This is a genomic window from Actinomyces israelii (assembly GCF_030253495.1).
Classification (GTDB): Bacteria; Actinomycetota; Actinomycetes; order Actinomycetales; family Actinomycetaceae; genus Actinomyces; species Actinomyces israelii.
This window is the reverse complement of sequence record NZ_CP124548.1, coordinates 2,247,511-2,259,235: the sequence shown is the minus strand read 5'-3', so window position 1 is coordinate 2,259,235 and position 11,725 is coordinate 2,247,511. Positions and strand designations below refer to the sequence as shown.

Annotated in this window: 10 protein-coding genes; 8 read left to right on the top strand and 2 right to left on the bottom strand. The window is 73.4% G+C overall.

The features are described from left to right. Positions 1 to 38: 38 nt before the first annotated feature. Entirely contained in the window at positions 39 to 1,097 is a 1,059-nt protein-coding gene (locus tag AIF0345_RS09345; protein WP_043558136.1) for a GNAT family N-acetyltransferase, read from the top strand. Between the two features lie 11 nt (positions 1,098 to 1,108). Here AIF0345_RS09345 and AIF0345_RS09340 read toward each other — a convergent pair whose 3' ends face one another. Then, positions 1,109 to 2,749 carry an amidohydrolase gene (locus tag AIF0345_RS09340; RefSeq protein WP_285295975.1) on the bottom strand — a complete coding sequence of 547 codons (1,641 nt, stop codon included), beginning with the start codon at positions 2,747 to 2,749 and terminating at the stop codon, positions 1,109 to 1,111. Between the two features lie 139 nt (positions 2,750 to 2,888). Here AIF0345_RS09340 and AIF0345_RS09335 point away from each other — a divergent pair, with 139 nt between their 5' ends. Both AIF0345_RS09335 and AIF0345_RS09330 read left to right on the top strand, forming a co-directional pair. Continuing rightward, on the top strand, positions 2,889 to 4,040 hold the full coding sequence (locus tag AIF0345_RS09335) for an L-talarate/galactarate dehydratase (protein WP_043558133.1): 1,152 nt from the start codon (positions 2,889 to 2,891) through the stop codon (positions 4,038 to 4,040). Between the two features lie 109 nt (positions 4,041 to 4,149). Next, positions 4,150 to 4,890, top strand: a complete 741-nt coding sequence (locus AIF0345_RS09330) for a FadR/GntR family transcriptional regulator (RefSeq protein WP_285295974.1) — start codon at positions 4,150 to 4,152, stop codon at positions 4,888 to 4,890. 50 nt (positions 4,891 to 4,940) lie between these two features. Here AIF0345_RS09330 and AIF0345_RS09325 read toward each other — a convergent pair whose 3' ends face one another. Beyond that, entirely contained in the window at positions 4,941 to 5,711 is a 771-nt protein-coding gene (locus AIF0345_RS09325; RefSeq protein WP_268916349.1) for an IclR family transcriptional regulator, read from the bottom strand. Between the two features lie 180 nt (positions 5,712 to 5,891). Here AIF0345_RS09325 and dapA point away from each other — a divergent pair, with 180 nt between their 5' ends. The 5 genes from dapA to AIF0345_RS09300 all read left to right on the top strand — a co-directional run bounded on the left by dapA (position 5,892) and on the right by AIF0345_RS09300 (position 11,692). Then, positions 5,892 to 6,788: a 4-hydroxy-tetrahydrodipicolinate synthase gene (gene dapA, locus AIF0345_RS09320; protein WP_043558123.1), complete on the top strand. Its 897-nt coding sequence runs from the start codon at positions 5,892 to 5,894 to the stop codon at positions 6,786 to 6,788. A 30-nt stretch (positions 6,789 to 6,818) separates the two neighbouring features. Beyond that, positions 6,819 to 8,174, top strand: a complete 1,356-nt coding sequence (locus AIF0345_RS09315) for a gluconate:H+ symporter (RefSeq protein WP_268916348.1) — start codon at positions 6,819 to 6,821, stop codon at positions 8,172 to 8,174. Positions 8,175 to 8,243: 69 nt separating this feature from the next. Next, entirely contained in the window at positions 8,244 to 9,137 is an 894-nt protein-coding gene (gene garR, locus AIF0345_RS09310; protein WP_043558119.1) for a 2-hydroxy-3-oxopropionate reductase, read from the top strand. 33 nt (positions 9,138 to 9,170) lie between these two features. Next, positions 9,171 to 10,532 (top strand): enolase C-terminal domain-like protein, encoded by a 1,362-nt coding sequence (locus AIF0345_RS09305; protein ID WP_043558116.1) that lies wholly within the window; start codon positions 9,171 to 9,173, stop codon positions 10,530 to 10,532. Next, positions 10,529 to 11,692: a glycerate kinase gene (locus AIF0345_RS09300; protein ID WP_268916346.1), complete on the top strand. Its 1,164-nt coding sequence runs from the start codon at positions 10,529 to 10,531 to the stop codon at positions 11,690 to 11,692. Before AIF0345_RS09305 ends, AIF0345_RS09300 begins: the two co-directional genes overlap by 4 nt. Positions 11,693 to 11,725 lie beyond the last annotated feature (33 nt).

The following is an 11,725-nucleotide window of genomic DNA, read 5'->3' as shown; positions in this document are numbered from 1 at the left end:
CCGGGGCGCCCTCCCGGTAACCGCGCAAGGAGGCGCCTATGGCCCCCGTCTACGGATCCTCGCGTCGCGCAGGAGTCACCGGCCCCTGGTCCATGCTGCGCCCCGGCCCGCGCTCGGCGCTTCCCCGGGACCTGTTCTGGGCCCCGCTGAGCCCCCTGGACAACGGGGCGCTGGCGGCGCTCATCGCCCGCGCAGAGTCCGTGGACGACCCGCCCTACCGGACCACCGCCGAGGAGACGGCGGAGTACTTCGTCGACCCGACCTACTCCGGCGTGGCCGGGAGGGACGCCCTGGGCGTCATGCGCGCCTTCGCCCTGGTGCGCCTGCGGCCCGCCGGGGAGATCTACGCCTCGCTGATCGGCGTCGTCGACCCCGACTTCCGCAGGCGCGGCATCGGCGGGGCGCTCCTGCACTGGCAGACCGAGCGCGCCCGCCACCTCATCGGCACCGAGCGCGCCGGGGCGGCACCGGGATCGAAGGCCGCCACGACACCGGCCCATGTCGTGACCACCGTCCTGGAGGACGACGAGCGCATGAAGGAGCACCTGGGCGACCTGGGCTTCGAGCCCAGCCGGTGGTTCCGCGAGGTGCGCCGCAGCCTGAGCGACGACATCCCGGATGTGGACACCGACGGCTTCATCGCCATTGAGCCGTGGAGCGAGGAGCTCGACGAGCTCGTCCGCATCGCGCACAACCGGGTCGCCGACGGCGAGTACGAGGCGAGCGAGATGACGCGGGAGGAGTGGAGGGCCGGCCGCGCCTACTTCGCCCCCGGGTGGAGCTTCGTCGCCATGGACCGCTCGGGGGACCGGGCGCGCGTCGCCGGCTTCCTGCGCTCGGGCCGCTACGAGCAGGACTGGGCGGCGCTGGGGTGGCGCGAGGGGTACACGGACATGCTGGGGGTGCTCGCCGAGTACCGGACCCGGCGGGTGGCCCCGGCGCTCCTGACCGCCGCCATGCGAGCCTACCGGCGCGACGGCATGGACTACGCCGCGGCCGGCGTCGACTCCGACAACCCCACCGGCGTCGTCGACCTGTACCGCAACCTGGGGTACACGCCCACCCGGGGCACCATCCTCTACGCCCTGGATGTGTGAGGGCCGCGCCCTCAGCCGGTGTGCGCGACCGCGCCCGCCACGACGGTCGCCACGGGCCGCAGACGCCCCAGCTCCTTAGCGCCCAGCGCCAGCGGGTCGGCCGGCAGCACCGCCAGGTCGGCGCGCGAGCCGACCGCCACCGGCCCGGCGCCGTCGAGGGAGGCCGCCAGGGCCTCCTCGGCGCTCAGCCGCTGGGAGGGCGACCACGCTCCGCCGTCGGGCGTGCGCCTGCCGACCGCCGCCGACATGGCCAGCCACGGGTCCAGCGGCGCGACCGGCGCGTCCGAGCCCAGGTGCAGCAGGGCGCCGGCGGTCACCATGTCCGCGAAGGCGTAGGCGCGCCCCTCCAGGCCCGGCCACACCCTCCCCACAGCCTCCCAGTCGTCCAGGAGATGGGCCGGCTGGACCGACAGCTCCACGCCGCAGGACACCAGGGCCGCCAGCGCGCTGTCGGCCCGGGTCAGCGAGTCGCGGGGGAGCAGCTGGGCGTGCTCGAGGCGCCCGGCGGCCCCGGAGGCGGCGAAGGCCGCCGCGACGTCCTCCACCGCGGCGTCCCCGATGGCGTGGATCGCCGCCTCGTAGCCGGCGCCGCGGGCGCGCACCATGAGGGCGGTGAGCTCCGCCCGCCCGATATTGGCCACGCCGAAAGGGTGCTCCGCGCCGAGCCCGGTAGGGTAGGGCTCGCGCATGTGGGCGCTGGCCGTGCCCATGGAGCCGTCGGCGATCACCTTGAGCGGCCCCTGCGTGAGCACGGCGGCGCCGTCGCCGCCGACCGGCGAGCCCGGCAGCGCCTCCCCGGTGCGCAGGCCCGCGGCGATCCACCGCTCCAGCTTGTCGCGGTAGACGGCCGCCCGGATGCGGGGGAGGACCCCGGGCAGGGCGCCCCGCGCCCCCATGGCCGCCAGGCGCCGGGGCCAGTCCTCGGGATCATCGCCCCAGGCCATGTCCACCACCCCGGTCACGCCGCGGGCGAGCATGTCGGCGAGGACCTCGCCGTAGCCCGCCTCCCGTCGCTCGCGGGTCCCCGGGATCTCGTCGAGCCGGTCCAGGACGGCGAACCAGGGGTCCTCCCGCATGGGCGCGCCCGGTTCGCCCGCGCTCGCGGCGCTCAGCCCCAGGGCGGCCAGCGCCGCCGAGTTGAGCCACCCGGAGTGGACGTCGCCCGAGATCAGGACGGTGGGGACCGCGCCGGTGACGGCGTCGAGCTCGGCCACGGTGGGGACGCGCGGCCAGTTCGACAGCCGGTGCCCGAAGCCCTGCACCGTGGGGGCCACGGGGCCGGAGCCGCCCGCGGGCAGGGCGGCGACGGCCTGGGCGACCAGGGCCAGGGCGTCCTCGGCGCACCGGGTCCCCGCCGTGTCGATCCGCGAGCGCCGCGCCGCCTCCAGGTCCAGGTGGGCGTGGGCGTCCCACAGGCCGGGGATGACGAAGGCGCCCTCGGCGTCCAGGACGTGCTCGCCCCTCGGCTCCAGGCCGGGGCCGATCTCCGTGACCACGCCGTCGTCCACCCGGATGTCGACGGGCGCGGGCGCAGGCCGCGCCCGGCCGCGCCCGGGCGCGGGCAGTCCCCGCGCGCTCGCGCGCAGGCGGCCGAGCCGGCGGCGGCTGCGGAAGCGGACGGGGCGGACGTGACGCAGGAGGAGCGAGGCCATGGGCGATTATGGGCCTCGACGGATGGACATGTCCCGCCCGGAGGCGGAAGGAACCGGAGCGCCTACTTATCATATAAGTATGGTTACTTGTATGATATGCTGTGGACTGACTGCCGCGGAACGTCGAAGGAGCCATTCCATGTCAGACCAGAGCCCAGGCCGGAGCTCGGACCGGATCACGAGCATCGCGCTGTCCCACGTCGTGCTCCCGCTCGCGCACGAGATCTCCGACGCCAAGGTCTTCACCGGCCGCCAGAAGCCCATGACCGAGGTCAATTTCCTCTTCTGCGAGCTGGAGACCGCCGACGGCCTCTCCGGCGTCGGCTTCAGCTACTCCAAGCGCGCCGGCGGCCCCGCCCAGTTCGCGCACGCCAGAGAGGTCGCGGACAACCTCCTCGGCGAGGACCCCAGCGACATCGACCGCCTGCGCGTCAAGCTGCTGTGGGCCGGCGCCTCCGTGGGCCGCTCCGGCGTCGCCGTCCAGGCGATCGCCGCCATCGACGTCGCCCTGTGGGACCTGAAGTCCAAGCGCGCCGGGCTGCCGCTGTCCAAGCTGATCGGCGCCCACCGCGACTCCATCCGCTGCTACAACACCTCCGGCGGCTTCCTCAGCTCCCCGCTGCCCGAGGTCCTGGACAACGCCACCAGGTCGGTCGAGGCCGGCATCGGGGGCATCAAGATCAAGGTGGGCCACCCCGACCACAGGGTCGACTTCGAGCGCCTGACCGCCATGCGCGAGCACCTCGGCGAGGACTTCCCGCTCATGGTCGACGCCAACCAGCAGTGGGACCGCCCCACCGCCATGCGCATGTGCAGGGCCATGGAGGAGTTCAACCTCGTGTGGATCGAGGAGCCCCTGGACGCCTACGACAACGCCGGCCACGCCGAGCTCGCGCGCGAGATCGCCACGCCCATCGCCACCGGCGAGATGCTCGCCTCCGTCGCCGAGCACAAGCGGCTCATCGAGTGCCGCTCCTGCGACGTCATCCAGCCCGACGCCCCGCGCATCGGCGGGATCTCGCAGTTCCGCAGGCTCGCCATCCTCGCCGAGGACGCCGGCCTGCAGCTGGCGCCCCACTTCGCCATGGAGATCCACTCGCACCTGGCCGCCACCTACCCCATCGAGCCCTGGGTCGAGCACTTCGACTGGCTCGACCCGCTGTTCAACGAGCACATGGAGATCGCCGACGGCCGCATGCTGGTCTCCGGGCGCCCCGGGCTGGGGGTCACGCCCTCAGACCAGCTGCGCGCCTGGACCGTGGACGCCTGCCGGCTCTCCGGCCGGCCCTGAGCCCCCGCGGCGCGGCCGGACGGGGGCCGGCCGTCCCGATTCGCTACGATGCACCGGTGAGAGCCAGCAGCTCCCGTCCGGGGCCGGGCGACGGACGGGCGGGCGAGAGATGAGCCCGGCGCCGGACGCCTGGGAGCCGGGCGGCCCCCTCCGCCGCGACGACCCGCGCGGACTGGCCCACGCCGTCGCCGCGCGCCTGAGGACCGCCATCGCCGACGGGGCCCTGACCCCGGGGGCCAAGGTGCCCTCCGAGGCGCAGCTGTCCCGCGGCTACGAGGTCTCCCGCACCGTCGTGCGCGAGGCCGTCTCCCAGCTGCGCGCCGAGGGCCTGGTGGAGACCTTCCAGGGGCGCGGCTCCTTCATCGCGGCCACGCCCGGGGCGGCGGGCGGGCGGGCCGACGGCGGCGGGATCGTCCTGCCGGCCCGCCGCAGCGCCCGCGACGTCATGGAGCTCAGGCTCGCCATCGAGTGCGAGGCGGCGGCGCTCGCCGCCCGGCGGCGCACCCGCGCCCAGATCGAGGTCCTCGACCGGGCGCTGGCCGACCTGCGGCGGGCCGTTCGCACCGGGGGCAGCGTCGTCGGCCCCGACTGGGCGATCCACATGGCGGTCGCGGTCGCCAGCGGCAACCCGCTGCTGATCGGGGTCATGGAGGGCCTGGGCGCGCAGTCGGTGCTGCGCCACCGGGCCAGCCTCGACGACGTCGACCTGGTCGACCCCGAGCACGGGGCGCTGCTGGTCCACGAGCACGCGGCGATCCGCGACGCCGTCGTGCGCGGCGACGCCGACGCGGCCCGCTCCGCCGTGAGGGTCCACCTGGGGCGCTCGCTGGCCTCGCTGCCGCGCCCCTGAGCGGCGCCTCCGACCCCGCGGGGTCCGGCGACGGCGCCGGGCCGCGGGCCCTAGCGGACGGCGTCCACGGGCGCCGACCACTCAATGCGCTCGCGGACGGCGAGGAGCGTGTCGATGATGGTCTTCTCCCGGGCGGGCGTCAGGCGCTCGATCGGGATCGAGCAGCTGATGGAGTCCCGCACCGGGGTCGAGTAGCGCAGGGCGACGCCGAAGCACCGCAGGCCGGGGGTGTTCTCCTCATTGTCGACGGCGTAGCCGCGCGTGCGCGTCAGATCCAGGTCGGCCCGGGCCGCCTTGAGGGAGGTCAGCGAGCCGGGGGTCAGCGGGTCGGGAAGCGAGTCGAGGACGGTGCCCGGCCGGGCGGCGAGCACCGCCTTGCCCAGCGCGGTGTGGATGGCCTCCAGGCGCCGGCCCACCCGGTGGTTGGAGCGGCGGTACTCGTGGGACTCGACGGTGAGCAGGTAGACGATCTGGGTGCCGTCCAGGCGTCCCATGTGCATGGTCTCGCGCAGCTCGTGGGCGGCGTCCGCGAGGACGGGCTGGACCAGGCGGACGCAGGGGTCCCGGTCGATGTAGCTGGTTCCGGCCAGCAGGGCGCGAATGCCGATCGAGTAGTCGGCGCCGGTGGGATCGGTCTCCACCCAGCCGCGCGCGACGAGGGTCTGCAGCAGGGCGTAGGCCGACGAGCGCGGAGTCCCCAGCCCCTCGGCGACGTCGCGGAGCCTCGTCGCGGTGCCGTACCGCGCGGCGAGGAACTCCAGCAGCTCGATCGTGCGGGCCGCGGACTTGACCTCGCGCACTCCGGCGCCCAACGCGCCCATGACCACTCCTGACCACTCCCTCGCCGCTCGCCGTCAAGGGTCCGAGCATACCCGGACGCGCCGTCACGAAGCCGGACGACGAGAATGCTGTCTTCTATAGCGTACAGCCGTCTAAGTATGTAGACTTCATGACAGTGGTGGAGACGAGGCTGTCTTCGCCCGGACCGATGGAGGTACCCGATGCTCACTCCCCGCGGCGTCATCCCGGCGCTCGTCACCCCCTTGTCCCGTGAAGGCGACCTGCTGGAGCAGGGACTGCGCGACGTCATCGACTACACGATCGCCGCAGGCGTGCACGGCGTGTTCGTGCTCGGCAGCGCCGGCGAGTTCTACGGCCTGTCGAAGGAGACCAAGCGCCGCGTCATCGAGATCGCGGTCGAGCACGCCGCGGGCCGGGTGCCCGTCTACGCGGGTGCCTCGGAGATCACCACCCGCAGCGCGGTCGAGGTCGCGCGCACGGCCCAGGAGATCGGCGGGGTGAGCGCGCTGTCCGTGCTCACCCCCTACTTCATGTCGCCCACCCAGAGCGAGCTGGTGCGCCACTTCACCGCCGTCGCCGCCGGCACCGAGCTGCCGATCATCCTCTACACCAACCCCGCGCGCGCCCATGTCGAGCTCACCCTGGAGACCATCGTGGCGCTGTCCAAGGTCGACAACATCATCGGCCTGAAGGACTCCGCCGGCGACCTGGCGTTCACCCGCAGGGTCATCCAGGAGACGCCGGAGGACTTCAGCGTCCTCATCGGCCGGGACAACCTCATCCTCGACGCGCTCCGGGCGGGCGCCGCGGGGGCCATCGCCTCGACCGCGAACATCGCGCCGGCGATCTCGGTGGGGATCTACAGCGCCTTCGCCGCCGGCGACCTGGATGAGGCCCGGCGCCGTCAGGAGGAGCTGGTGCCGCTGCGCGCCCTGCTGGACAAGGCGACCTTCCCGGTGGTCCTCAAGGAGGGGCTGCGCATGGCCGGCGTGGAGGCCGGCTACTGCCTCCAGCCCGCCAGCGAGCTCACCGAGCCGTACCGCACCCGGCTCGCCGAGTACGTGGCCGAGCACGTTGCGGGCGCTGCGGGCGCCTGACCGGGGCATCACGCGGAAAGGAACGGAACAATGCCTCTCGTCGTCGTCGCGCTCGCTGTCGCGCTGCTGATCCTCCTCATGACCAAGACGAAGCTCAACGGCTTCCTCGCGCTGCTCACCGTCGCCGCGCTCGTCGGCGTGTGGGCCGCCGCCGCCGGCGTCCTGACCTACAAGGACGAGCCGGCGGGGCTGCCGGCCGTCCCCGAGCTCATGGAGAAGGGGATCGGCGGGCAGATGTCGTCCACGCTCGTCGTGATCGGCCTGGGCGCCATGATCGGCCGCGTCATGGGCGACGCCGGCGCCGCCCAGCGCATCGCCCTCAAGATCGTCGAGAAGTTCGGCGAGAGGGGCGTCCAGTGGGCCATGGTCATCACCTCGGTGGTCATCGGCATCACCATGTTCTACGAGGTCGCCTTCGTCATTATCGTCCCGGTCGCCTTCACCCTTGTGCGGGCCACGAGGAACTCGCTGCTGTGGATCGGCCTGCCCATGTCCATCACGCTGTCGACGATGCACTCCTTCCTGCCGCCGCACCCGGGACCCACCGCCGTCGCCGGCCTCTACGACGCCTCCATCGGTCACACACTGGCCCTCGGCCTCATTATCGCCGTCCCCGTCGGCATCCTTGTGTCCATGACCTGGCCGCGGCTCCGCTTCGTCAGGACCGTGACCCCCGAGATCCCCGCGGGCCTCGTCTCCGAGCGGGAGTTCAGCGACGACGAGCTCCCGGGCATGGGCATCTCGCTGACGGTCGCGCTCCTGCCCGTCGTCCTGATCGCCGGGGCCGCCGTCTACGACATGACTGAGCCGGCCGACAACGCCCTGACCGGCGTGATCGGCTTCGTCGGGTCCCCCGCCATCGCCCTGCTCATCGCCCTGCTCGTATCCGTGTGCGTCTTCGGACCCTTCAACGGGCGGCCGATGCGCGAGGTGGCCGACTCCATGGCCGGCGGTGCGAGGTCCATGGCCATGATCCTGCTCGTCATCGCCGCCGGCGGAGCCTTCAAGGAGGTCCTCACCGCCGCGGGCATCGCCGACTACATCAAGGCGATGACCTCCGGCTGGGACGTCAGCCCGATCATCCTCGCCTGGCTCATCGCGGTCATCCTGCGCATCGCCCTGGGCTCGGCGTCCGTCGCCGTCGCCACCGCCGCGGGCATCGCCGCACCGCTCGTCGCCGACAGCGGCGTCTCGCCCGAGGTCATGGTGCTGGCGACCGCATGCGGCTCGGTCGCCTTCAGCCACGTCAACGACCCGGGCTTCTGGATGTTCAAGGAGTACTTCAACCTCACCGTCACCGAGGCGATCAAGGTCCGCACCACCTACACCACGGTGCTCTCCGTCCTCGGCCTCGGCGGCTGCCTCATCCTGGGCGCCTTCGTCTGAGCGGCACCCCACCGTCCACCACGCACCCGCAACGACCACCGCACACCACACGCAACAGAAGGAAATATCATGAGGATCGGATTCATCGGCCTTGGGATCATGGGCAGGCCCATGGCCATCAACCTGCTCAAGGCGGGACACGAGCTCGTCGTGAGCAACCGCTCGCCCGAGCCCGTCGCCGAGCTCGTCTCCCACGGCGCCCGGGGGGCCGGCACCGCCCGCGAGGTCGCCGAGCAGGTCGAGCTCGTCCTGACCATGGTCCCCAACGGCCCGCAGGTCCTCGAGGTCGTCGAGGGCGACAACGGCGAGGACGGCGTGCTCGCGGGCGCCCACGAGGGCATGGCCTTCATCGACATGAGCTCCATCGCCCCGGGCGTGTCCCAGCACGTCGGCGAGCTCCTCGCCGCCAAGGGCGTGCCCATGCTCGACGCCCCCGTCTCCGGCGGGGAGCCCGGCGCCATCGAGGGCTCTCTCGCCTTCATGGTCGGCGGCCCCGAGGACGTCTTCAACACCTACAGGCCCGTGCTCGAGGTCATGGGCGGCTCGGTCACCCGCGTCGGCGACCTCGGCGCCGGCAACACCGCCAAGCTCGCGAACCAGGCCATTGTCGCCGTCAACATCGCCGTCCTGGGCGAGGCCCTCGTCCTGGCCAAGCGGGCCGGCGTCGACCCGCGCGGCGTCGTCGACGCCATCCGAGGCGGCCTGGCCGGATCCAAGGTCCTGGAGCAGAAGGCCGAGAAGATGCTCGCCGACGAGTTCGCCCCCGGCTTCCGCATCAACCTGCACATCAAGGACCTCAACAACGCCCTCGAGACCGGCCACGCGGTCGGGGCGAGCCTGCCCCTGACCGCCGCCGTGCGTGAGATGATGACCGCGATCGCCAACGACGGCCACCTCCTCCACGACCACTCGAGCCTGCTCGCCTTCTACGAGGGGCTCGCCGGCACCGCGCTGGCGGACTGAGGCGGACCGGGGCCGAGCTAAGGAGAGTCGCCGATGACTGCACCGAGGATCGAGAAGATCGAGGTCTACCCAGTCGCCGGGCGCGACTGCATGGAGCTCAACCTGTCCGGGGCCCACGGCCCCTACTTCACCCGCAACGTCGTGGTGCTCACCGACTCCACCGGGGCGACCGGCGTCGGCGAGGTCCCCGGAGGGGACAAGATCACCCGGACCCTCCGGGACGCCGGGCCCCTCGTGGTCGGCAGGTCGATCGCCGACCGCAAGAACGTGCTGCGCCGGGTGCGCACGGCCTTCGCCGACCGGGACGCGGGCGGGCGCGGGCTGCAGACCTTCGACCTGCGCACGACCGTCCACGCGGTGACCGCCATCGAGGCGGCCATGCTGGACCTGCTGGGCAAGTACGAGGACCTGCCGGTGTCGGCCCTGCTGGGCGACGGCCAGCAGCGGTCGCGGGTCAGGACCCTGGGCTACCTCTTCTTCGTGGGGGACCCGGGCAGGACCGACCTGGAGTACGTGCGTGAGCCCGGCTCCGACGTCGAGTGGTACCGCCTGCGCCACGAGGAGGCGCTGACCCCGGACGCCGTCGTGCGCCTGGCCGAGGCCGCCTACGAGCGCTACGGCTTCCAGGACTTCAAGCTCAAGGGCGGGGTCCTGCCCGGCGCCGAGGAGATGAGGTCGGTCCTCGCGCTCAAGCGGCGCTTCCCCGACGCCCGCATCACGCTCGACCCCAACGGCGCCTGGTCACTGGCCGAGGCCGTCGAGCTGTGCAGGGACAAGGTGGGCGTCCTGGCCTACGCCGAGGACCCCTGCGGCGCGGAGCAGGGCTACTCCGGCCGGGAGATCCTCGCGGAGTTCCGCCGCGCCACGGGGCTGCCGACGGCCACCAACATGGTCGCCACGGACTGGCGGCAGATGACCCACTCCCTGGCCCTGGGCTCGGTCAGCATCCCCCTGGCAGACCCGCACTTCTGGACGATGGAGGGCTCGGTGCGCGTGGCCCAGCTCTGCCACGACATGGGCCTGACCTGGGGCTGCCACTCCAACAACCACTTCGACATCAGCCTGGCGATGATCGCCCACTGCGGCGCCTCGGCGCCGGGGGAGTACAACGCCCTGGACACCCACTGGATCTGGCAGGAGGGCCTCGAGCGCCTGACCACCAGGAGCCCGCAGATCATCGACGGCGAGGTCGCCGTGGACCCGGACGTCCCGGGCCTGGGCGTCGAGGTCGACCGCGACCGGCTGGAGGCGGCCCACGCGCTGTTCCTGGAGAAGATCGGTGGAGGCGGCGCCCGGGACGACTCGATCGGCATGCAGTACCTCATCCCCGGGTGGGCCTTCGACCCCAAGCGGCCCGCGCTCGTGCGCGAGCCCGCCGCCGGGGGGCGGCCGTGAAGGTCGTCCTCGCCCCCGACTCCTTCAAGGAGGCCATGACGGCCGCTGAGGCGGCGGCCGCCATGGCCCGCGGCGTGCTCGCCGTCGTCCCGGACGCCGAGGTCGTCCAGGTGCCCATGTCCGACGGCGGCGAGGGATTCACCGACGCCGTGGCGGCGGCGCTGGGCGCCCGGGTCCGCACGGTCGAGACCGTCGACGCCCTGGGCCGCCCGGTCGAGGGCCGCCTGGCGGTCGGCGGCGGCACCGCCGTGCTCGAGATGGCCACGGCCGCAGGACTCGAGCTGGTCCCCGAGGAGGAGCGCGACGTGCTCGGCTCGGACACCCGGGGCGTGGGCCGGATGATCCGCGCGGCCCTGGACGCCGGAGCCGACCGCCTGCTCCTGGGCATCGGCGGCTCGGCCACCAACGACGGGGGCGCCGGCATGCTGGCCGAGCTCGGCGTCCGCTTCCTCGACGGCGAGGGGCAGGCCGTCGGGACGACGCCCAGGGAGGTGGAGGGGCTCGCGTCCGTCGACGCCTCCGGCCTCGATGCGAGGCTGGCCGGCCTGAGGATCGAGGCCGCCTGCGACGTCGACAACCCCCTGCTGGGGGAGCGCGGCGCCAGCGCCGTCTTCGGCCCGCAGAAGGGTGCGAGCCCGGAGGACGTCGACTACCTCGACTCGGTGCTGGCCCGCTGGGCCCGCCTGAGCGGGCGCGCCGGGCTCGCGGACCTGCCGGGGGCCGGGGCGGCCGGGGGTCTGGGCTTCGCCCTCATGGCCTTCCTGGGGGCCAGGCTCGAGCCCGGGGTCGAGCTGGTCGCCCGCGCGGTCGGCCTGGCCGAGGCGGTCAGCGGGGCGGACCTCGTCCTGACCGGCGAGGGCTCGGTCGACGCCCAGACCCTGGCCGGCAAGACCCCCGCCGGCGTCGCCCGGGTCGCCGCCGCCCAGGGAGTGCCCACCGTCATTGTGGCGGGGCGGGTGCGCCCCGGCGCGGAGGTGCTGCTGACCACCGGCTGCGTGGCCCTCATGTCGAGCTCGCAGGGGGATGTCGTCCCGCTCGCCGAGGTGCTCCGCGCCGCGCCGCAGAGCACCGAGCGGGCGACCGCCACGGTCATGCGGCTGTGGACCCACCGGAGCGGGCCGGCGGGCTCAGTGGTGGACCCAGCGGATCCAGCGGCGTAGCGCGCGGTCCGCCCACCGTTCGGGCCGGGAGCG